This window comes from Ruegeria halocynthiae (assembly GCF_000743705.1).
Lineage (GTDB): Bacteria > Pseudomonadota > Alphaproteobacteria > Rhodobacterales > Rhodobacteraceae > Ruegeria > Ruegeria halocynthiae_B.
Window position 1 is genome coordinate 235,866 of the sequence record NZ_JQEZ01000002.1, and the last position, 21,918, is coordinate 257,783.

Sequence of the window (21,918 nt, forward strand, 5' to 3'; positions counted from 1 at the left end):
AGGTCCTCTGCTTCATCTGGCCAAAAATATCCCGGGGAGCGCGAGGGGCTGGCCCCTCGCTCCCACCCTTTATGCCCGCTCGAACCCCCGGGCAATTTCCCAATCGGTAACAACACGCTCGAATTCCTCGATCTCAACCTCTGCCGCGCGGGCATAGTGATCAACCACCTCGTCCCCCATCGCCGCACGCAACATCGTCGATCCATGCAAAGCGTCCCGGGCTGTTCGCAGGTTGCCGGGTATCATCCCAGTATCACCCTGATAAACATCCCCCGTGGTGGGCGGTTGCAATTCCAGCCCCTCTTCAATGCCCGCGATCCCCGCAGCCAGCATTCCCGCCATCGCCAGATAGGGGTTCACATCCGACCCCGGAATCCGGCATTCAACCCGCACCGCCTTGGTGCCATCGCCGCACAGACGAAACCCTGCGGTGCGATTATCCACCGACCAGATGATCCGCGTCGGCGCAAAGGTGCCCTTCATAAAGCGCTTATAGCTGTTGATGTAAGGCGCCATGAAATAGGTGTAATCGGCGGCGTATTTCAGCAAACCGGCCATATAGTTTTTCATCACCGCCGACATGCCAAGCGAATCTTTTTCGTCGAAAAAGATTGGCCGCCCTTCCGCCCATAGCGACTGATGCACATGGGACGAACTGCCCACCTTGTCATGGTGCCACTTCGGCAGGAAGGTCGCCGCATGGCCGTGCTGCCAGGCTATCTCTTTCACCGCGTTCTTGGCGATCGAGTGATATTCGGCCGTCTCCATCGCAGGCGCGTATTTGATGTTCAACTCTTCCTGCCCGGTCTCGGCCTCACCTTTCGAATTCTCAACCGGAATACCCGCATTCCACAGATGGTTGCGGATCGGGCGCATCACATGCTCTTCCTTGGTGGTCTGAAGGATGTGATAATCCTCGTTATAACCCGAGATCGGCTCAAGTTCGCGGAAACCTTCCTTGCGAATCTGGTCAAAGCTTTTTTCGAACAGAAAGAACTCCAGCTCGGTCGCGCACATCGCATCATAGCCCATGGCTTTCAGACGGTTGACCTGCTTTTTCAGGATCGAACGCGGCGCATGCGGCACCTCTTCGTGGGTGTGGTGATCCAGCACATCGCACATCACCATCATAGTACCGTCCAACCAGGGCACCGGTCGCAGAGTGTCCAGGTCAGGCTTCATGACATAATCGCCATAGCCCCTTTCCCAACTGGTCGAGGCGTAGCCATCCGGCGTCCCCATTTCAAGATCGGTGGCCAGCAGGTAGTTGCAGCAATGCGTCTCTTCCCATGCGCTTGCCACGAAATGACCAGCATGGAACCGTTTGCCCATCAATCGGCCCTGCATATCGACCATGCAGACCAGCACTGTATCCACGTCACCCGCTTCAAACTTGGCTTTCAGATCGGCCAGAACCGCGTCGTTGCCCATCGTCCTCATCCTTTACTTTTTTTTACCGAGGCTCACACCCCGACCACCCTTTTCGACCCTCAATCTTCGGTCGCGTCTTTTTCCATTTCCATCACCAGCCGCGTTTCCAGAACCTGCCCGCTGCGATACAGGATCGGATAGGCAATCGCCGCCACGTGCCCGTGCAGATCACGCATCGACCGCAAGGTTTCCAAATGCAGATCGCTGGACTGAAAGCTCTCGGTCTGCCCCCGTTCCAAACGTTTAAGATGGGCCTTGCGGCTGCTGCGCGACATCCGCTTGATTTCGGCCTTTTCCAGCACCAGCCGCCGCGCGCAATCCATATCGTCCACAAGCAGCACATGCCGGGCCAGCGAAAAACTCTCGAGTATTGCCGCGTGAAGGTCCGAGAGTTCTTTCCAACCCTGGGTCGAAAACTCGGTGCGTTCCGTATGCTTGATCTGTGCCGTGCGGGTCATTCGGTTCGACACCACGTCGCCCGCGGCTTCAAGGCGGATTGCATATTCCACCAACCCGCGTGCGGCCTTGACCTGTGCCTTGCTCATGTTCTGGCGGGGCATACGCGCGACGAAACGGCGGATTTGCGTCAGTTGGTCGTTGACCTTTTCGTCCTGCTGCCAAAGCGCGGAAATCGCGTCGCTGTCATCTTGTTCGTAGATATCCAGCACCGGCCGGAACATCCGTTCGACCTGCGTCACCATCTGCAACAGCTCATGGCGGACCGAAGACATCGCAACGCTGGCCCCGGATGCGCTGGGGTCCCCTAACGGGCTGAGGGCGACGGAAAACTGATCCATCGGGCTCTTCTCGGCCTTGGACTCTGGCAGCATCACGGCCATCGGCATTTCCAAACGGGTAACGAACCCGGTCGCCAGCAGAAAGACCGCCATATTGAAACCGATATGCGCCAGAATTAGGGACTGCCCCGCGCTGGCCACCATCAACGCCTGGTCCATGCCGCTCAGGTTCAACACGATCAGTGCCATAAGGGCTGCACTGCCACGCAACAAAAGATTGGCCACGGGAACCCGCCGGGCCGTGATCGCCATGTCCCGCGTCAGCCAGATCGGAATAAAAGCCGAGCCCAGATTGGCCCCAAGCACCAGCGACAACCCGGCCCCGAACGGGATCGCGCCGATCTGCACCAGCGTCACACACATCAGTATCGTCGCGACCGAGCTGTGCATCACAAAGGCCAGCACCGCCCCGACGATAAACGCGGTGAAATAATCATTCTCCAGATACCCAGCAATTGCGGGCAAAAAGGCGCTTTCGCGGATTGGATCAACCGCCTCGCGCAGAAATTGAAGAGAGACGAGGATGAACGCAATGCCCAGAATGATCCGGCCCATCAGCCGTACATTCGCGCGCTCGGATTTCAGGTACAGCCAGCCGCCCAACGCCAGCAACGCCGGTTGCAGCCAGCCCAGATCATAAGACAGAACCTGAATGACCAAAGCCGAGCCCAGATCGGCACCCAGCACACCCGCCAACGCGATACCGAAACTTACCATGCCCGCAGCGGCAAACCCTGTCAGCAGAACCGCCACAGCGGCCGAGCTTTGCAGGATCGTGGCCAAAACCATCCCCGCACCGCCTGCCACAAATGTATTGGTGTGCCGGGTCAGCAGCGATTGGAACAACGCACCGAACCGCCGTTCGATCCCGGTACGCACCAGGCGCACGGCAAACAGCAGCAACATCGTTGCGGCGAAAATTTCAATCAGAAAGCTTGCAATAGCCATATGCTCATACCTGTTCGACCCAGTGGGCGCCCATGCATCCCTGGTTCTTATTTTGTGTTTTGAGATATGATTTCAGCATACAAGGTGTCTGTTCTTATTGTCCAATCCCGACGCAAGGGATGCCCCTCGCGTCGGGGGTGGTTGATTTAACCGTAGCGATAGGGCCGTCCGGCCTTTTGCATCTCGGCGTTATAGCGTTTGAAGATGTCGACCACCTTGGCCTTGGTCTCGGATTCAGCGGCGATTTCATCCCAGAATTTGACCGCAGCGTTTTCGACCTGCGCCCATTCTTCATCCGGAATCGTGGTCAACTGCATCTTGGTGCCGTTGACACGCAGGTTGGCCTCACCTCCCCAATACCACCACTGGCGGTAGTAATGCGATTGATCACAGCAAGCACGGAACAGGGTTTGCAGGTCTTCCGGCAATTCGTTCCAACGGTCCATATTGGCAAAGAAGTGACCGGCCCAGGCACCTGACACGTTGTTGGTCAGGAAATAGTTGGTCACATCGGCCCAGCCCACAGTGTAGTCTTCGGTGATGCCCGACCAGGCGATACCGTCCAGCTCGCCGGTTTGCACGGCAACCTCGATATCTTCCCACGGCAGGGTCACCGGCACCACGCCAAACTGGCTGAGGAACCGCCCGGCGGTCGGGAAGGTAAAGATGCGCTTGCCCTTCATGTCCTCTAACGAGTTGATCGGGTCTTTGGTGGCGAAATGGCACGGATCCCACGCACCGGCGCTGATATGTTTTACACCGACCTTGGAATATTCCTCGTCCCAGATTTCGTTCAGACCCCATTGGTTGAACAGCACCGGCACATCCAGCGAATAGCGCGAGGCAAAGGGGAAATACCCGCCGAACACGGTGACCTCAGTCGGTGACGCCATCGAGTCGTCATCCGATTGCACCGCGTCGATCGTACCTTTTTGCACAGCGCGAAACAGCTCTCCGGTCGGGACCAGCTGGTCGGCATAGAACAGCTCAATCTGCATCCGGTCGCCCGCGATCTTGTTGAACATCTCGATCGCCGGGTCGATGACATGCGCCGCCAGCGCCGAGCCTGCATAGGTCTGCATCCGCCAGGTGATCGTGTTTTGCGCCAATGCGGGTGTGGCCAGCGGCGCGGCGGCAACGCCGACACCCGCTGTCTTCAAAAACTTACGTCTTGTCGTCATGTCAATTTCCTCTCTGTTGAAGTTTTACGTGCCTCTTCAATGGGCATTCTTGTTAATTTCCATAGACATAGCTGGGTAACCACAAGGCGATCCCGGGGAATGCCATTATGATTATCAGCGCAAGAACCATCACACCTACAAAAGGACCGATAGAGCCATAGATGTCCTTCAAAGTGATCTCGGGCGGGGCCATCGCGCGCATCAGAAACAGGTTGTAGCCGAACGGCGGCGTCATATAGGCGATCTGCGTGGTGATCGTGTACAGCACTCCGTACCAGATCAGATCAAAGCCCAACGCCCCCACCAGCGGCACATACAGCGGGGCCACGATGACCAGCATTGCCGTGTCGTCCAGAAAGGTGCCCATGACGATAAAGCTCAGCTGCATCAGAATCAGGATCATCCATGGCGACAGGCCCAGTTGTTCCGTGAACAGGCTGTCCATAGCCTTGACCGCGCCCAGCCCGTCGAACACCGCACCAAAGCCCAGCGCGGCCAGAATGATCCACATGAACATACAGGAAATCGCCAGAGTCTGCTTGGTGCAGTCCTCAAAAATCTTCCACGTCATGCGGCGTTTGACGACCGACACAAACAAAGCGGTCAACGCCCCGATGGCCGAGCTTTCCACCAGCGAGGTCCAGCCATTCACGAACGGCACCATCATCGCGGCAAAGATGATCAGCGGCAGCGCCCCCGCCCCCAGCAGCCGAAGCTTTTCAGCCCGCGTCACTTCGTGCGCGTCCTTCATCGCCGGTCCCAATTCGGGCTGAATCCGGCACCTGATCCAGATGTACAGGATGAAAAGGCTGGCCATCAGCAGGCCCGGAACGATGCCGGCCAGCCACAGCTGTCCCACCGGCTGCCGCGCGATCATCGCATACAGCACCAGCACAACCGAAGGCGGCACGAGGATACCCAAACTGGACCCAGCCTGAATGACGCCGGTCACCATCGTTTTGTCATAGCCGCGCCGCAGCAGTTCCGGCAACGCAATGGTTGCACCGATGGCCATGCCCGCAACGCTCAGACCGTTCATGGCCGACACCAGAACCATCAGGCCGATGGTTCCGATGGCCAGCCCGCCATTCACCGGACCCATCCAGACATGAAACATCCGATACAGATCATCAGCCAACCGGCTTTCGCTGAGGACATAGCCCATGAAAATGAACATCGGCAGCGTCAGCAACGGATACCATTTCATCAGCTTCATAGCGGCCGAAAACGGGATATCCTGCCCACCGGTCCCCCAAAGCGACAGTGCGGCAATGGTCGCGACAGCACCAATTGCGCCAAAGACACGCTGGCCGGTAAACAGCATCAGCATCATCAGCGCGAACATGAAGATGGCGATAAATTCCTGGCTCATGCCCGCTCTACCCCGATTTCCTGCCCGTTGATCCGGGCAATGTCTTTGAAAAACTCTGATATCGCCTGCAGCAGCATCAGGAAAAAGCCGAACACCATGATGGATTTGATCGGCCAGATATATGGCCGCCACGCTGTCGAGGACCGCTCCAGCCGTCCGATTTCCTCGCTGCCTGTCAGCAGGCCGGCGAAGTAGGACACGGGTGCATCACCCCAGTACCCCAGACTATATGCCGTTGACCCCAAACCACCGTAGAACAGCACGCCCAGATACAGGATCAACAGCAGCACGGTGAAGGCATCGAACCAGGCTTTCCGGCGCGGGCTCCAGTTGTGATAGAACAGATCCATCCGCACATTCGATCCCAGCTGGATCGAATACGGCCCACCCACGATGTAATAGGTCACCATCGCAAACTGCGCCATTTCCAGCGTCCACAGCGACGGCAGGAAAAAGGTTTTCGAGATCGAGGACCATAGCAGCACCCCCATCATCACAAACAACCCCCACATCATCACCCGGCCAATCCGGTAATTGACCGCGTCGACAACCCGTACATATGACGCCATTGCCTTGATCACAGCACGCCCCTTTCCTGAAGTCCGGTCAGAGTCCGGTTGATCCACGGCACAAGATGTTCGGCCATGGCGCTTTGCTGATCCGGTGTGCGGATCAGGTCGTTGCGGATCTCGATCATCACGTTCAGCAACCCGTTGGGCACCGCCTGCGCGTCCAGCGTGTGCGCCACCCCGTCTGCCGCCGAATAGGGCTCGTTCAGGCGGGTCACGAACCGCGATGCGGCAGGCTTGGCCTGCATCATTGCCAGTGCGAACTGATCGTCGCGGCCATGCAGAATGCCCAGTTCAACCAAGCGCTGGCGTCCATGGTAGACCGGGGTGAAACTGTGCACTGTCACCATCAGCTTCAGCGACGGGCGGTGCGTTTCGATCTGGTCCGATACAGCCCGCGTGAAAGGGGTATAGATGCCATCGACCCGGCTTTGACGTTCGTCCGGCGTGATCGTCATATTGGCGGGGATGTCGTATTCTTCGCTTTGGGCTGGCATCGCGCCTGCGGCTTCGGGCGGGCGATTGCAGTCGTAGACCATCCGCGACACGCCGCCATGGACCAGCGGCGCGGACATGCGCCCCGCCATCTGCTGCGCCACGCCCAGCGCACCGGGGTCCCAGGCAATATGACTTTCACGCGCCTGGGCCGTCAGCCCCATATCCCCCAGAAACGCCGGAATGCGGTTTGAGGCGTGTTCGCACACCAGCAGCACCAAAGGTGCGCCTTCCGCTGTATCCGTATGAACGACAGTTCCGAAGTCCAATATACCGCCCTGCGATTCTGAAAATGACACGTGTGTAAAAATTTCCACACGACACATTCACCTGTCAATAATTTTCCTGTATAAATTCGAACAGACCCAATTGCGCTGTAAAAATTTTCACCAGACGCGAACTCTGACGCAGGAGGACCTAAAGTGCGGGTAACGGACAGGCTGCTTGCCCATCGGGACGCAATGACCCCGTCTGAGAGGCAGCTAATCAGCGTCCTGCTGGATGATTATCCTATGGCGGGCCTTGGCAGCATCACCGAGCTGGCCAGTACGGCCTCGGTTTCAACCGCGACCGTCGCGCGGATGCTTCAGAAGACCGGGTTCGGCGGCTACCCGCAATTTCAGGCCGCCCTGCGCCGTGAGGTCAAAGAGATGATCTCGGGGCCTGCGGCCAAACGCGACGTCTGGCAGAACGACTTGCCCGAAGAACATATCCTGAACCGGTATTCCCAGCAGACGCTGGCCAACCAGAAACGCACGATTGACGAAGTTGACCCGGCCGAGTTCGACAGGTTGTGTACCCTGCTGTGTGATCCCGACCGGCGCATCTTTATCACCGGTGGGCGCATTACCGGCACGCTGGCGCAATACCTGTATCTGCACCTGCAAATGATCCGCCCCGATGTCCGGATGCTGCCCTTTGCGGCATCGTGGACCCATGACTTGCTGGATGTCCGCAAGGATGACGTTCTGATCGCGCTGGATGTGCGGCGCTATGAGAACTCGACGATGCTGATCGGGCAATTGTGTCAGGAACGCGAGGCCGAGATCGTGTTGTTCACCGATCAGTGGCGCTCGCCCATTCATCGGCTGGCCAGACATACGTTCGCCGCGCGTATCGCTGTTCCGTCCGCATGGGATTCGATGGCCTCTATTCTGGTTCTGATGGAATGCATCATCGCCGAGGTACAGGAGCGCCTGTGGGATTCGGTCAAAGACCGCACAGCCGAGCTGGAACAGGCCTTTGACCGCACAAAACTGTTCCGTAAATTCGGCCAAAGCTCGGGATCGTAACGCCTTTTACCGCCGGAGCGGTACAACTGCCCGTGAAGACTGTTGCCACTGCGCAGGCGGGCCGTCACTTTAGACCCATGACATTTGTGACCGAAAACCAGCTACCTCTGCTGATCCTGTTCTTTCTGACCGGTTCGATCGGCACAGCATTTCTGTTTCGCAAACCTGCGGGGCACAGGGCGTGGAAGCTGGCCGATCTGTTGTGGGTCGTTCTGGGTGGTATCGGCGCGCTGGTGGCGGTTCTGGCCGGGCTTTACACCTCGGACAGTTCGCAGCTGGACCGGCAGATCGACGTGGCCTATGCCGCGACGCTGGCCTTTGACCGCGACGCGGCGCGGTTCCGGCTGCGGTTCTGCGATCCGGCCTATGACCCGGACACCGCCGTTCTGTGCGAAAAGGTCGAATTCCTGTCGGCCTCAACCGCCAGCAACGCCGACCTGCCACTGTTTATCGCGGTAACCAATGAGGTTGCGCCCCTGCAAGGGTTGCATTTCCTGTTTGGCGGAGAGGCGAAAGAAGAAAAGGATGACATGCGCGCCATGGCGGACAAGGCCGATGCATTCAGTATCGACCAGTTCCTTGTATTCACCACGCTGGACGACGCGACACAGGCCGCTATCGACAACATGCGCCGAAAGGTGCCCGCGATTGCCGGGGACTATCTGATCCTGGCCCAAAGTTATGACGATCTGGTCGAACAGGTTGGGAAACTGAAAGACGAATGGGAATATCTGCAGGCCAACGCGCATATTCTGGTGTTGCAGATCGTTGCCCTTTGCCTGGTCAGCTTTGCCGCGCCCTTCCGGTTGGGCCGATCCCTGGTTGAACTGCGTGCAACCCTCAGCGCCGATACGCCTGCGCCAGCCGCTCAGGATCGGCGCCCAGAAAATACCGCGTCAGAGTCCACAGGTTCCGCGCACCCCGGCGTATCCAACCCGCCCGCGCATAGCGGTCCGCACTCGTAACTGCGCACCCGCTCAGCACAGTGATGCGGGGCAAGGCACGCACCAGCGCCACATCCTCCATCAGGGGTTGATCAGGATAGCCGCCCGCCTGCTGATATGCCTGGCGCGGCACCAGCAACCCCTGATCGCCATACGGAAGCCCAAACATTCGGCTGCGCAGATTGGCCCAGCCCGCAACCCACGCGGGACCGAACCCTTTCGCCGCAAAGCGCAGTCGGAAAGCAGCAGGTTTACCGGTGGCAAGATGTGCGCCGACCTCTTTGGTCCAACCGTCCTGCAACACGGTGTCGGCGTGCAGGATCAGCAGCCACTCGCCTTTGGCTATCGCGCACCCGCGTCGCAATTGCCCCCCGCGCGACGGCGTGCCGGTCACAATTCCCGCCCCGGCGGCATCGGCGATTTCAAGGGTCTGGTCGGTCGATCCGCCATCCGTGACGATCAACTCGCGGATCAACCCGCTGTGCAGCCCCTCCATCAACGCCTGCAAGGCCGCAGGCAGCGCCTCACCCGCGTTCAGAGTCGGAATTACGATGCTGATTGGTGCAGACAATTCGGATATCCTCTGGTCATGGCGACGCGGACTCCTATATCACGGGGCCGAGGGAAATGACGAGGACCACCCCATGCCCAATCGCCGTATTCTGCGCCTAAGTGGTTCAGACACTGACAGCTTTCTTCAGGGGCTGGTGACCAACGATGTGGACGGCCTTGAAAATGGGCTGGTCTATACGGCCCTGCTGACCCCTCAGGGCAAGTATCTGGCGGATTTCTTTTTGAAACGCGACGGTGATGCGGTCCTGCTGGACGTGACCGAAGATATGGCGGATGGTCTGGTCAAACGGTTGGGCATGTATAAGCTGCGGGCCGATGTCAGCATCGAAAACAGCGACCTGAACCTGCAACGTGGCACCGGCACCGCGCCGGACGGCGCCCTGCCCGACCCGCGCCATCCGGACATGGGGTGGCGCGCCTATAGCAGCGGGGCCGAAGCTGATGACGGCACCGATTGGGATACCATCCGCGTCCGCCACTGTATCCCTGAAACCGGGATCGAATTGACCCCAGACAGTTACATCCTTGAATCCGGGTTCGAAGTGCTGAACGGCGTCGATTTCAAAAAGGGCTGTTATGTCGGACAGGAAGTCACCGCGCGGATGAAGCACAAGACCGATCTGCGTAAAGGTCTGCGCACGGTTCGGGTCGATGGTAACGCCCCGGTGGGCACCCAGATCACATCCGATGGTAAACCTGTGGGCACGTTGTTCACCCAGGCCAACGGCCACGGGATCGCATATCTGCGGTTTGACCGCGCCAAAGACGGGATGCAGGCCGCCGAAGCCACCGTTTCTGTTTGATGCTCAACATGTTGCCAATCCGGCACGGATGTCCGCCGGACCTGGGCCACAGTGTTTGAACAAGACGGGCGGCGCTGCCACACTGGCGGCAGTTCAGGAACCCGGGTGCGCAAATGCTTAGACTTTACAAAGCGATCTGGCGCGCCAGCGCCGGGCGGCAGATTATCCTCATTATCTTGTCCATTGCCATCGCGGGGCTGGCAGCCGTACCGCTGGAATTTCAACGCGATATCATCAATCACCTGACCTCGGACAATATCGAAACCGAGCGGCTGATCTATCTGGGCGCAGGCATGATGGCCGTGATCCTGCTGAGCCTGGCCCTGAAATGGTTGCTGGGCTTTCGCGCGGGTACATTGGGAGAGGACATTATCCGCCTGATCCGTCAGCGACTTTTGCTGCGCGCGGCCGATCTGAATCAAACCGGTGAGACAGTGCGTAAGGGCACCATGACCACCGCCATTTCGGCCGAGGCCGAAGAATTGGGCAAATTTGCCGGCGGCGCCTTTTCCGACCCGGTGGTGCAGATTGGCACATTGATCAGTGTGATCGGCTATATCTCGTCCACCCAGCCGGGGCTGGGGCTGATCGCGCTTTCGATGATCGTACCGCAGATCGTCATCGTGCTGATGTCGCAGCGCAAGGTGAACATCTATGTGGCTGAACGTGTGCGCATTCTGCGCAGCGCCACCGACAGGCTTACGATCGAAGACATTGATGCGGTGGGGCGCGATGTTGAGGCGCAGTTCGATGATATCTACAACACCCGGCGCAAAATGTTCATCTGGAAGCTGTCCGCCAAATTTCTGCTGAGCGTGATAAACGGGGCCGGAACGGTTGGCGTACTGATGCTGGGCGGCTGGTTGGTGCTGCAGGGCCGAACGGATGTCGGCACTGTGGTTGCCGCCACCAGTGGCCTTAGCCGAATACAGGGGCCAACATCCTTTCTGATTGCCTTTTACCGGCAGGTCAGCGCCAACCGCATCAAGTACGAGCTGATGCTGGAACTGTTCGGCCCCCACCCCGAACGCTATCGCCACCCGAAGCGGACGCATTAAAAAAGACCGCGTGGCCGATGCCAACGCGGTCTTTTCTGGTTTCAAACAAACGCGGGCTTAGGCGCGTTCGGAATATTCCATGGTTTCGGTGTTCACCACGATCATCTCATCCTGGCCCACAAACGGCGGCACCATGACCTTTACACCATTGTCCAGAACGGCCGGTTTGAATGAATTTGCAGCGGTCTGCCCTTTGACCACCGGCTCGGTTTCCACGATCTTGCAGGTCACTTTCTGCGGCACGGTCGCGTTCAACGCTTCGCTTTCGTAGAATTCGACCACAATGGTCATGCCGTCCTGCAGAAACGGGCGACGCTCACCCAGCAGGTCAACGGGCAATTCGATCTGCTCATAGGTCTCGGAATCCATGAACACCAACATGCCATCGGATTCGTACAGGAACTGCTGATCTTTCTGCTCAAGGCGCACGCGCTCGACCTTGTCCGCAGACCGGAAGCGTTCGTTCAACTTTGAGCCGTTGCGCAGGTTGCGCAGTTCGACCTGCGCAAAAGCACCGCCTTTACCGGGCTTTACGTGATCAACTTTGACAGCGGCCCACAGCCCGCCGTTATGCTCAAGCACATTGCCGGGGCGAATTTCGTTCCCATTTATCTTGGGCATGACTTAAATCCTTCACAAACGGTTGATGCGTCAGTTGCGCACCCTATATCTGGCGGGGTGAGACGTGGCAAGACAACGACACCTAGTGCTGCACCTGCAGCGAGCCATGCAAGTAACGCAACGCAACTATGCATATTAAGTGTATCCGAATCGCACTTTATAGGCCATAAGGGCCGCTACGCCGAAAATTGCAAGAGCAAGAACAACAAGGAAGACGAGATGAGAGATTTCGTTGACGGCACTGCCTTTAACAACGAGCAAGGCAATCGTGCGCGTAAACTTTTCGCAGCCGTTGTGTTGGCTGCGCTTGATGACGCTATTGCCGATGACAAGAAATATGGCAATGGCCCGGAACAGATCGCCCGCTGGGCACGCTCGCGCGATGGTCGCGAAGTGCTGTCTTGTGCAGGCATCGACCCGAACGAACGGGTTGTCAGCGGACTGATGGAGTTCGTTGGTCGTGGCGTGCGCACCTCGGTCGCGCTGTCGCGTGAAGAAAGCGAGCGCCGCAATGCAGCGCAACAGGCAGAAGCCGCCTGATCCAAGGCGACCTCTGAAGGAAAAAGCGCGCCCTTACAAATCAGGGCGCGTTTTTCTTTTGGCCTATCAAAAGAACAGCAGCCATTGGCGGGCAACCCAGATTTCTGCGCCCAGCAGCATGGCAAAGAACAGCTTTGCAGACAGGGACAGCCCCCTGTTCAACAAAATCACATAAAGCCCCGCACAGATCGCCACGGACACCGGCGCAACCCACAAGGCATGATGCGAGCTGTCCCAATAGCTGATCGGACTGTCGAACACCCAATCGCTCAGCGGCCAGAACTGCGGTCGCCCGTCACCTGCATGCAGCATAAAATCCATCGCCAGATGCAAAAACCCGGCTGAGGCGGCCACTGTCAAAACCCGCCATCCCCGCCACAGCCCGACCAACAGCGCACTGCCCCACAGAATGAACGAGTTGTCGATGGCGAACACCGTCTGCCAGGCCGGTGAGAAATAAAGTTGGTCAAACACCACCTGCGCCGGAATACCCAGAACGTACAGCGATACGCCAGCCATGACATACAGCGACAGATCGGGCAGAAGAGAGCCGATCACAGCAGCCCACAGGATGCGGCCCTGCGCGGGGCGCGCGAAAGCTGCGGCGCCGATCAAAAGATGCGCGGGCGTGTTCATCCGGGGCTTTCCCTTTGACGTCAAATCAGGTCATCTGCGTACCAACGTATAGGAGACGACCATGGTTCGCGCCATCATGATTCAGGGCACCGGCAGCAATGTCGGTAAATCGGTTTTGGTGGCCGGGCTGGCGCGCGCTTATACGCGCCGCGGGCTGAAAGTGGCCCCGTTCAAGCCGCAGAATATGTCGAACAACGCAGCCGTGACCGAAAACGGGGGCGAGATCGGGCGCGCGCAGGCCTTGCAGGCCCGCGCAGCCAAACGGGCCACGCATACGGATATGAATCCGATCCTGCTGAAGCCTGAAACAGACACAGGTGCTCAGATCATCGTGCAGGGTCAGCGCGCGGGTACCATGAAGGCGGGCGACTATCGCAAGGATAAATCCAAACTTCTGGGTGCCGCGCTTGAAAGCTTTGACCGGCTCTGCGGCGATGCCGATCTGGTATTGATCGAAGGTGCAGGTAGCCCAGCTGAGACAAACCTGCGCCAGGGTGATATCGCCAATATGGGCTTTGCCTGCGCCGCTGGGGTTCCTGTGGTTCTGGTCGGAGACATCCACCGGGGCGGTGTGATCGCGCAGCTTGTGGGCACGCAGGCGGTGTTGGACAAGGATGATCTGGCGATGATCCGGGGGTTTGCCGTCAACCGGTTCAAGGGCGACGTATCCCTGTTTGGCGAAGGGCGCGATGACATTGCCGCGCGCACAGGTTGGCCCTGTATGGGTGTCGTGCCGTGGTTTAACGACGCCTGGAAACTGCCCGCCGAGGATATGATGGACATCCGCTCTCATGTCGGCGGGGCCTGCAAGGTGGTCGTCCCGCAACTGGAGCGGATGGCTAATTTTGACGATCTGGATCCGCTATCAGCCGAACCCGGCGTCACGGTCGAGATTGTACCTGCCGGTCGCCCCCTGCCCGGTGATGCCGATCTTGTGCTGTTGCCCGGCAGTAAATCCACCATCGGTGATCTGGCATACTTCCGGGCGCAGGGATGGGATATCGACCTTTACGCCCATGTGCGCCGGGGTGGGCATGTTCTGGGCCTGTGCGGTGGGTATCAGATGCTTGGCAATACCATTGCAGACCCTGATGGCGTGGATGGCCGCCCGGGTACGGTCAAAGGGTTGGGCCTTTTGGACGTCAACACCGTGATGGAGGGCCAAAAGCACGTAACCCTGCGCACCGCGCGATCAGTTCCAGGACATGACCCCGTGACAGGGTATGAGATCCACATGGGCCGCACCGAAGGCGCGGATTGCGCCCGCGCGTGGCTTGAAATCGAAGGCAGGCCAGAAGGTGCCGCAGATCGAACCGGCCGCATTCGCGGCAGCTATCTGCACGGTATCTTTGCCTCGGATGCGTTCCGGGCCAACTATTTGAAACAGCTGGGGGCCACGTCGAACCTGGCCTATGAGGACGGCGTTGAAGAGACGCTGGACGCGCTTGCGGATCATCTGGAACAGCATATGGATCTGGATCGCCTTCTGGCGGCGGCGCAGGCCCCGAACCGGTCGTAGAGATCAATCCAGCTTTTGTTCCGCCAGTGCCCGGTAAATCTCTCGCCGTACCATCTTGCGAACGTTGCGGGTGATACGTTCACCCAATACGCCCTGCAGTTCTTCGCGGACGACTTGGGCGATCAAATCGCGCAGTGCCCCCTCATCCATGTTCAGAGAAACCTGTTGATCCTGATCGTCAGGTAGCTCGGCGCTTGTAAGGGAAAAGACATCAGGATCCCGGATAAACATCGCCATATTTTCGTGCTCTGTTTGCTCTGCCTCAACCTCGGCCTCTGGCTCACCGGTACCTTTGACGTCGGCGTTAGGTTCACCGGCATTCTTGACGTCGGCTTCGGCGAATTCTTGCTGCGCACCCCATTCCCGCGACGTCGTTGGTGTGCCCGAATAGGCGTCATCGCTGTCGCCATCCGGCTCCCACTGATCCTCAGTGCGGGCAATGGCAGCCTCGAGCGCCTCAATTTTCGAACTCAGACTATCCGCCAGATCGCTTTCAGGGTCGGTTTCCGTCTGCTCTTCGTTGGCGGGTTCTTCGTGTCGAACAATGTCGCAGGCGCGCAGAAGCATCGGCTTGACCGAGTCTTCAGCACGGTAGCCCGTATCATTTACCGATGCTTGGTTGTTCTCTTCACCCACCGCTATCTTACTGACACGTAAGGCATCCGTCAGAACCAGCTTACCTGGTTTGCGCTTGGGTGTTGACGAAATCAGATCGGGTACTTTCCGGCCCTCTTCGCCTACCAGACGTTTGATCGAGGACAAGACGTCCTCGATACCAGCGTTTACGACTTTATCCGTCATTGTTCTCTACCGCTCTATCCTCAGGATTGAGTGTAGCTAAACAACTCCGACCTCACAACAGGTAGTATCGCTTGTTAGTCGCGACGCAATGCTTTGAGGACGCGATCCAGATCCTTGCTTTGCTTGCTGATCTGAGCCGGCGCTTTCTTCACCAGGTTGTAGTACAGGGTCGGATCATAAATCTGAACCGCCAGACCCAGACGTTCGGCCGTCAGCAGCCCCTGCGACTGCAGCAGCTGATACGCGGCCAACGACCGTTCAGTCCGCGACACAACCTCGGCAAGCTGGGCTTCCAGAAGGTCCTGCTGTGCGGCCAGCACGTCTAGCGTGGTCCGAGCGCCCAGGGTTGCCTCTTCGCGGATGCCGTCAAACGCAACCTGCGAGGCGCGAACCCGTTCGGTTGACGCCCTTAAGCTGGCCGATGCGGATTGGAAACGGACATAGGCATCAGACACACCTTGCGTGATGTTCTTCTGCACGTTCAGCAGGTTGGCACGCGATGCATCCCGTGTTGCCATCGCCCTGCGCACGCTCGCGGCAAGCCGACCACCTGCATATACGGGCTGGTTGAAGTTCAGCGAAACCCGCGCGTCATTGATGTAGTCATCGTTGTCATAACTTTCCGTCACGCCCGCATTGGCATTCAGGCTGACGTTCGGACCCAGATTGGCCCGCTGCTGCTGCACGATCAGATCGAATGCACGTACCTGATGCTGCGCTGACTGAATTGCCGGGTGGTTGCGCTGTGCCAGGCTGACAGCCTCGGATTCCGAGCGCGGCAGATTCGGCAAGCTGGGTTGGCCTGCTGTTCGTCCCGGACCTTTGCCTACGGCATTCACATATTCGGCCTGCGCCGTACTCAGATCACCACGCGCGCCAGCCAAATCCGCTTGCGAGCTGGCAAGCTGCGCTTGGGACAACGCGACGTCCGTACGGGTCACTTCGCCCACATCAAAGCGGTCCTGCGAGGCCCGAAGTTCTTCTGCAGACAATTCCACGTTGTTTTGCCGAATCGCTACGGTTTCTTCCTGCAGCAAAACGCCAAGATAGGCGGTCGCCGCCCGAAACAGAATCTGCTGTTCAATATCAATCAGCGTCTGCCGTGTGGAAAGAACCGTTTCTTGCGCCGACTGCTTGCCCAGGACTGAAGCCCCGCCATCATACAGCAATTGGCTCAGCGTGAGACCGGTGAAAAAGTTGCTTGGCTCCTCGGTATTCCGAATGCCACCGGTATTTGTGCGCCGGTAATCCTGACTGATGGTCACCGCCCAGTTGATAATCGGACGCAGCGCTGACAATGCAATCGCGACGTCCTCGTCAGCCGCGCGCAACAGGGCGCGGTTCTGTTCCAGCAAACCACTAGTGTTGTAAGCGCCAATAAATGCGTCGGTCAAATTGTCGGCCCAAACCGCACGTCCCGGCACCATACTAAGCGCCATACCAGCAGTCAGTGCCAGTGCTCTGACGACTTTCCTCCCCGCCATCGAACCCATAACAAAATCCTTCTCAAACCAAATTTACGCTGCCCTGAGTGCAGTTTGCGCGTTTGCATTCAACTAATCAAGGCAGCAGAATAATCTGCCAAGAAATTATAGCGAAAATGCACACTCTTTGGAAAATGCCTTCAAAATCGGCGCATTGGCATTAAATGCGCGACGCCAGGTCACCCTGCCACCCGATTTACGCCCGATCCGGACGGTTCCAAGCGCACCTTCGACAAAAAGGCAGATAATGCGCCCATGATCCTTCAACTGCGCGATCAGGGTTTCGGGCACCTGCTCAACTCCGCCTTGAATCATGATCACGTCGTAAGGCCCATGTTCCGTCGCCCCCTGATCAAGCGGCCCAACATGCACGATCGCATTATCGGCGTCAGCTTCCATCAAGGCTGTCTGCGCCTCCGCGGCCAGAACCTCATCCTCTTCGACAGCGACCACCAGCTGGGCCATATGCGCGGCAATCGCCGTGGAATACCCCAACGCGGGGGCGATATCCAATACGGCCTCGTCGTTGGTAATATTCAGCTCATCCAGCATCTTCGCCAATGTGCGGGGTTCCAGAATGCATCGCCCCCCTCCAAGATCAATCAGCCCTTCGACATAGGCCGCTTCGCGTCGTGCGTTCGGCACGAAATTCTCTCGCTGAACGGTCAACATCGCGTCGATAATGGGGAATTTCGTCACATCAGAGGGCCGGATCTGCGTATCAACCATCGTGCGACGCCGGGTTGCGAAGTCTGTCATTGGATCGCTCATTTTATTCCCAAGGATGACCAGCTTGTGCCACATCCTGAAGAGACCAGCAACGGTCAAGGCTTTGAAACTTTCGACGGCTGGCAAGAATTTCGCCCGGTCCCTGCCCCAAGATGAAGATCAGGTCGGAATTTTGGCAGCAACCCTCTGGACGCCCCAGAAGAAAGGTGTTAAAACGCCTGCCACACCACAGCAAGTATTTGATTTTACTTGAAAAGGCGAGTTGGCGGAGTGGTGACGCAGCGGATTGCAAATCCGTGTACACCGGTTCGATTCCGGTACTCGCCTCCACTTCCCTGATCCAGCTACTGTTTTCAGACCAATACCGACTGCATTAGTGATCCTGTCGGTCCGAGGGAACGACTTCGTAGCCGGGTTCTTCGGGTTCGTCGTCCTGTATCTCGGATGGGAAACCCGGGGCCTGGATGGTCAGGCCGGTGGCGTCCTCTAACCTCTTGATGATGTTCGGTGACAGCTCTCTGTCCCCGTATCGCGCGATGGCATCGTCAAAGATCTTGATCATCACCGGGTTCATTTCCAGCGGCACGCCAGCGCGGTCGGCGACCTCTTGAAACAGGCCGATGTCCTTTTTCACAAGGTCCATCGTGAATGAGATATCGCGCGAGCCGTTCAGGATGACCTGGCTTTCGGTTTCATGCACGAATGAGGTGCCCGAAGAAATCCGGATCGCCTCATAGGTCGTGGTCAGGTCCATTCCGGCGGCCTTGGCGGTGACCAAAGCCTCGGCGCAGGTGATCAGGTTGGCCGTTGCCAGATAGTTGGTCAGAACCTTCAGGACCGAAGCAGACCCCAGATCGCCGGTATGCAGGATACGCCGTCCCATTGTGGTCAAAAAGGGCAGAATCCTTTCAAAAGTTGCCCGGTCGCACCCGGCAAAAATGGATATGTTGCCGGTGGCCGCCCGATGGCAGCCGCCGGACACCGGGCAATCCACGGCCTCGCCCCCGCGCCCTACAACAAGGGCGCCAAGGCGTTTGACCTCGGCTTCGTCTGTTGTCGACATCTCCATCCAGATTTTGCCTGGTCCGACCTCGGGCAGCATGTCCTGCATCACCGCGTCCGAGGCGGCGGGCGATGGCAGGCAGGTGATCACCGCATCGCAGTCCCGCATCATCTGCGCCGGGTTTTGCGCGCCTTTCGCGCCCTGCCCCACAAAACGGGCCACAAGATCCGGGTCAAGGTCATGCACCGTCAGGTCCACGCCGTTACGCAAAAGCGAGCCGGACAGTTTTCCGCCGACATTTCCCAACCCGATAAATCCGACTTTCATTTGAAACCTCATTCGACCGTTCATGGCTAAGTATCCACGTTGCGTTTCGGGAACCAAAATGAATAATAAGCCCCGTTATACCTAAAATTATTTGGTGATAGATGGATCAACTTCCTAATCCCTCATGGTTGCGCAGTTTCGAATCTGCCGCGCGGCACCTGAATTTCACTACGACCGCGCGGGAACTGGGGCTGACCCAGACAGCGGTGTCTTTGCATATCCGGTCGCTTGAGGCTGAGTTGGGGCAAAAGCTGTTCATACGAAACGCGCGGCGGCTTGAACTGACGGAACTGGGGCAGTCTTATTCCCTGACGATTCGACGCGCGCTTGGCGATATCGCACTGTGCACGAACAGCCTGTTTGGACCGGCCTCGCGTCAGACCCTGACCATCAGGGCCGCGATTTCGACGGCGACCTATTGGATTGCCGCGCACCTGCCCGACTTTACCGCGCAGCACCCCGACATTCCCGTTCGCCTTGTTTCGCATATATGGAATGACAGCATCGCGCCCAATGATGTGGATGTCGAAATACGGTTGGGGTACGGCGACTGGCCCGGGGTGACCTCGGAGAAATTGACCGATGAAAGGCTGGTGCCGGTTTGCCGGGCCAGCGACAGGGTTCCTGCACTAGACGTTCTGCAGGGCGGTCCCCTGATTCATATCCTTGGGTATGAGGACAACTGGGCGCGCTATTTTCAGGCCAATGGCATTGCCGCCCCGGACCATTCGCCCCGTCATTCCGTGGATACGACGGTTGCGGCGCTGCAACTGGTGATGGCTGGCGCGGGGTATGCAACAATTGTCGAACGGTTTGCCCGCAATGCGATTGCCCAAGGCGCACCGATCACAATAGCGGGCCCTGCGATTCCCTTTGCCCAGTCACATTATCTGATCGGTGCACCGGGCGCGGCCCGACCCAGCGCCGCAGCCGGGCTGTTTTGCGCCTGGTTACGTGATCGGTTGGCGGAAAATGCCGCTGACTGACGTTGGCTGGTCGCTTTTCCGACCCCGAAGAATTCAACTGACCTCTCGTGCTTGACAAGCCCCCTGCCCGTGCCGCATGTCCCCTGCGTTGGTGTCCATCTTTTGATGGATGAAAAGGGAATGCGTCAGCGGATCTTCCGTCAAACGCAGCCGCCCCCGCGACCGTGACCGGAGAGGGTGCCCAATGCCACTGGCCAAAAGGCCGGGAAGGCGGGACATCTGCCAGAGCGTAACCTCTGACATCCGCAAGCCGGGAGACCTGCCAGCACCCGAAGTAGAAACCGGACGGGGTGTTCCGGTGTCGGGTCCATGTGCAATTGCGTGGCCCGCATGAAACCCCGTCCCCCGCAAAAGGATTTGGGGGATGAGAGACGTGACCGAGACCGCATCAGTTGACCTGTTGGTCTGCACCACTTGCCGCCGTGGGTTGCCTGTCGAAGACGACGCGCAGCGCCCGGGCGCTTTGTTGCACGAAGCGCTGGAACAGGCCGAATTGCCTGACGGCGTAAATCTGAAAGCTGTGGAATGCCTGTCGAATTGCGATCAGGGCTGTTCCATCGTCCTGCGCGGGGGGCCATCCCGCTGGACTTTTGTCTACGAAAACCTGAACGAATCCGACCATGTCGAAACCATCGTCGAAGGCGTCACCAAGTATCTTGCAGCCGAGGACGGCTTGGTGAAGTGGCGCGAACGCCCAGAACATTTCCGCAAGAATTGCGCGGCCCGTATTCCCCCGATTGGAACCCTGAAATGAGCACTCTTGAAAAACTCCCCGTTACTGTGATCACCGGCTTTCTGGGCTCGGGCAAAACCACGCTGGTGCGCCACCTGATGCAGAACCCGCAGGGCAAGCGTCTGGCCGTTGTGGTTAACGAGTTCGGTGATGTTGGCGTCGATGGCGACATCCTGAAATCCTGCGCCATCCCCGATTGCCCGGCGGAAAACATCATGGAACTGGCCAATGGCTGCATCTGCTGCACCGTAGCCGACGATTTCATCCCCACCATCGAAGCGCTGATGGCGCTGGAGCCGCGCCCGGATCACATCCTGATCGAGACTTCGGGCCTGGCCCTGCCCAAACCCCTGCTGAAAGCCTTCGACTGGCCTGATATCCGCTCGAAAATCACCGTCGACGGCGTGATAGCGCTGGCCGATGCCGAGGCCGTCGCCGCCGGTCGCTTTGCCCCGAATGTCGAGGCCGTGGACGCCCAGCGCCTGGCAGATGACAGCATCGACCACGAAACGCCCCTGTCCGAGGTGTTCGAGGATCAAATTTCCTGCGCTGATATTATCCTGCTGACCAAGCCCGATCTGGCTGGCCCCGAAGGCGTGGCAAAAGCCAAAGAGATCATCGCAGCCGAGGCACCCCGCCCCCTGCCCGTGGTCGAGGTCGCCGAAGGAGCAGTGGATGTGCGCGTTGTGCTGGGCCTTGAGGCCGCCGCCGAGGATGACATGGACGCCCGCCCGTCGCACCACGACGGTCACCACGACCACGAACATGACGATTTCGAAAGCATCATCGTCGAGCTGCCGGAACAGACCGATCCACTCGATCTGGTCGCCAACATCGAACGCCTGGCCAATGAGTTGAACATCCTGCGGGTCAAAGGCTATGCCGCCGTTCAGGGCAAACCCATGCGCCTGCTGGTGCAGGCCGTTGGTGCCCGCGTGCGTCACCAGTACGACCGCCCGTGGGAACCGGGTGAAGAACGCCGCTCGCGTCTGGTTGTGATCGCCGAACATGATGACATCAGCGAGGGGGCAATCCGCGATATCCTCGTGGGCGTCACCGAGGCCGCCGAGTAAGCC

General features: G+C 58.5%; 22 protein-coding genes, 1 tRNA gene and 1 riboswitch. Of the genes, 10 read left to right on the top strand and 13 right to left on the bottom strand.

The genetic code is table 11. From position 1 onward, the window contains the following. Positions 1-69: 69 nt before the first annotated feature. From JT51_RS07485 to JT51_RS07510, 6 genes are all read right to left on the bottom strand, one after another. A complete protein-coding gene (locus tag JT51_RS07485) occupies positions 70-1,431 on the bottom strand; it encodes a glutamine synthetase family protein (RefSeq protein WP_037310247.1) in 1,362 nt (453 codons plus the stop codon). Positions 1,432-1,490: 59 nt separating this feature from the next. After that, positions 1,491-3,176, bottom strand: a complete 1,686-nt coding sequence (locus JT51_RS07490; RefSeq protein ID WP_037310250.1) for a Na/Pi cotransporter family protein — start codon at positions 3,174-3,176, stop codon at positions 1,491-1,493. Between the two features lie 146 nt (positions 3,177-3,322). Next, positions 3,323-4,357 carry a TRAP transporter substrate-binding protein gene (locus JT51_RS07495; RefSeq protein ID WP_037310253.1) on the bottom strand — a complete coding sequence of 345 codons (1,035 nt, stop codon included), beginning with the start codon at positions 4,355-4,357 and terminating at the stop codon, positions 3,323-3,325. A gap of 52 nt (positions 4,358-4,409) precedes the next feature. Then, a complete protein-coding gene (locus tag JT51_RS07500; protein WP_037310256.1) occupies positions 4,410-5,729 on the bottom strand; it encodes a TRAP transporter large permease in 1,320 nt (439 codons plus the stop codon). Next, a complete protein-coding gene (locus JT51_RS07505) occupies positions 5,726-6,310 on the bottom strand; it encodes a TRAP transporter small permease subunit (protein ID WP_037310258.1) in 585 nt (194 codons plus the stop codon). The genes JT51_RS07500 and JT51_RS07505 overlap by 4 nt, the downstream gene beginning before the upstream one ends. Continuing rightward, the gene (locus JT51_RS07510; RefSeq protein ID WP_037311891.1) at positions 6,307-7,062 is read right to left on the bottom strand and encodes an N-formylglutamate amidohydrolase; all 756 of its coding nucleotides are present in this window, start codon (positions 7,060-7,062) and stop codon (positions 6,307-6,309) included. The genes JT51_RS07505 and JT51_RS07510 overlap by 4 nt, the downstream gene beginning before the upstream one ends. 153 nt (positions 7,063-7,215) lie before the next feature. On the opposite strand from JT51_RS07510, the gene JT51_RS07515 reads away from it, so the two are divergent. After that, on the top strand, positions 7,216-8,085 hold the full coding sequence (locus JT51_RS07515) for a MurR/RpiR family transcriptional regulator (protein WP_037310261.1): 870 nt from the start codon (positions 7,216-7,218) through the stop codon (positions 8,083-8,085). Between the two features lie 840 nt (positions 8,086-8,925). Here JT51_RS07515 and JT51_RS21455 read toward each other — a convergent pair. Beyond that, entirely contained in the window at positions 8,926-9,600 is a 675-nt protein-coding gene (locus tag JT51_RS21455; RefSeq protein WP_081894635.1) for a TIGR04283 family arsenosugar biosynthesis glycosyltransferase, read from the bottom strand. A gap of 73 nt (positions 9,601-9,673) precedes the next feature. Here JT51_RS21455 and JT51_RS07525 point away from each other — a divergent pair, with 73 nt between their 5' ends. Together JT51_RS07525 and JT51_RS07530 are read left to right on the top strand one after the other, a co-directional pair. After that, a complete protein-coding gene (locus JT51_RS07525) occupies positions 9,674-10,405 on the top strand; it encodes a YgfZ/GcvT domain-containing protein (protein WP_037311894.1) in 732 nt (243 codons plus the stop codon). 113 nt (positions 10,406-10,518) lie between these two features. Beyond that, positions 10,519-11,463: an ABC transporter transmembrane domain-containing protein gene (locus JT51_RS07530; RefSeq protein WP_037310267.1), complete on the top strand. Its 945-nt coding sequence runs from the start codon at positions 10,519-10,521 to the stop codon at positions 11,461-11,463. 57 nt (positions 11,464-11,520) lie between these two features. Here JT51_RS07530 and efp read toward each other — a convergent pair whose 3' ends face one another. Beyond that, entirely contained in the window at positions 11,521-12,084 is a 564-nt protein-coding gene (efp, locus tag JT51_RS07535) for an elongation factor P (RefSeq protein ID WP_037310270.1), read from the bottom strand. Between the two features lie 219 nt (positions 12,085-12,303). On the opposite strand from efp, the gene JT51_RS07540 reads away from it, so the two are divergent. Then, on the top strand, positions 12,304-12,624 hold the full coding sequence (locus tag JT51_RS07540) for a DUF6280 family protein (RefSeq protein WP_037310273.1): 321 nt from the start codon (positions 12,304-12,306) through the stop codon (positions 12,622-12,624). A 66-nt stretch (positions 12,625-12,690) separates the two neighbouring features. Here the strand turns inward: JT51_RS07540 and JT51_RS07545 are convergent, their stop codons facing one another. Continuing rightward, complete coding sequence (locus JT51_RS07545; RefSeq protein ID WP_037310276.1) at positions 12,691-13,260, bottom strand: hypothetical protein; 570 nt, start codon at positions 13,258-13,260, stop codon at positions 12,691-12,693. 61 nt (positions 13,261-13,321) lie between these two features. Here JT51_RS07545 and JT51_RS07550 point away from each other — a divergent pair, with 61 nt between their 5' ends. Then, on the top strand, positions 13,322-14,779 hold the full coding sequence (locus tag JT51_RS07550) for a cobyric acid synthase (RefSeq protein ID WP_037310279.1): 1,458 nt from the start codon (positions 13,322-13,324) through the stop codon (positions 14,777-14,779). Between the two features lie 3 nt (positions 14,780-14,782). Here the strand turns inward: JT51_RS07550 and JT51_RS07555 are convergent, their stop codons facing one another. The 3 genes from JT51_RS07555 to JT51_RS07565 all read right to left on the bottom strand — a co-directional run bounded on the left by JT51_RS07555 (position 14,783) and on the right by JT51_RS07565 (position 17,823). Next, positions 14,783-15,580 carry a hypothetical protein gene (locus JT51_RS07555; RefSeq protein WP_037310282.1) on the bottom strand — a complete coding sequence of 266 codons (798 nt, stop codon included), beginning with the start codon at positions 15,578-15,580 and terminating at the stop codon, positions 14,783-14,785. Between the two features lie 74 nt (positions 15,581-15,654). After that, positions 15,655-17,073, bottom strand: a complete 1,419-nt coding sequence (locus JT51_RS07560; RefSeq protein ID WP_037310286.1) for a TolC family outer membrane protein — start codon at positions 17,071-17,073, stop codon at positions 15,655-15,657. 96 nt (positions 17,074-17,169) lie between these two features. Beyond that, on the bottom strand, positions 17,170-17,823 hold the full coding sequence (locus JT51_RS07565) for a protein-L-isoaspartate O-methyltransferase family protein (protein WP_037311898.1): 654 nt from the start codon (positions 17,821-17,823) through the stop codon (positions 17,170-17,172). 34 nt (positions 17,824-17,857) lie between these two features. Here JT51_RS07565 and JT51_RS21755 point away from each other — a divergent pair, with 34 nt between their 5' ends. After that, positions 17,858-18,046, top strand: coding sequence for a hypothetical protein (locus tag JT51_RS21755; RefSeq protein WP_152563316.1), 189 nt, complete (start codon positions 17,858-17,860; stop codon positions 18,044-18,046). 3 nt (positions 18,047-18,049) lie between these two features. Further along, positions 18,050-18,123 (top strand) — tRNA-Cys (locus JT51_RS07570). Between the two features lie 43 nt (positions 18,124-18,166). Here JT51_RS07570 and JT51_RS07575 read toward each other — a convergent pair. Then, positions 18,167-19,123, bottom strand: a complete 957-nt coding sequence (locus JT51_RS07575) for an NAD(P)-dependent oxidoreductase (RefSeq protein ID WP_037310288.1) — start codon at positions 19,121-19,123, stop codon at positions 18,167-18,169. Positions 19,124-19,224: 101 nt separating this feature from the next. Here JT51_RS07575 and JT51_RS07580 point away from each other — a divergent pair, with 101 nt between their 5' ends. From JT51_RS07580 to cobW, 3 genes are all read left to right on the top strand, one after another. Beyond that, complete coding sequence (locus tag JT51_RS07580) at positions 19,225-20,109, top strand: LysR substrate-binding domain-containing protein (protein WP_037310291.1); 885 nt, start codon at positions 19,225-19,227, stop codon at positions 20,107-20,109. Between the two features lie 72 nt (positions 20,110-20,181). Further along, a riboswitch (cobalamin riboswitch) is annotated at positions 20,182-20,391 on the top strand. An 82-nt stretch (positions 20,392-20,473) separates the two neighbouring features. Then, positions 20,474-20,863 carry a DUF1636 family protein gene (locus tag JT51_RS07585; RefSeq protein ID WP_037310294.1) on the top strand — a complete coding sequence of 130 codons (390 nt, stop codon included), beginning with the start codon at positions 20,474-20,476 and terminating at the stop codon, positions 20,861-20,863. Then, positions 20,860-21,915: a cobalamin biosynthesis protein CobW gene (gene cobW / locus JT51_RS07590; RefSeq protein WP_037310297.1), complete on the top strand. Its 1,056-nt coding sequence runs from the start codon at positions 20,860-20,862 to the stop codon at positions 21,913-21,915. The genes JT51_RS07585 and cobW overlap by 4 nt, the downstream gene beginning before the upstream one ends. The last annotated feature ends 3 nt before the right edge of the window (positions 21,916-21,918 follow it).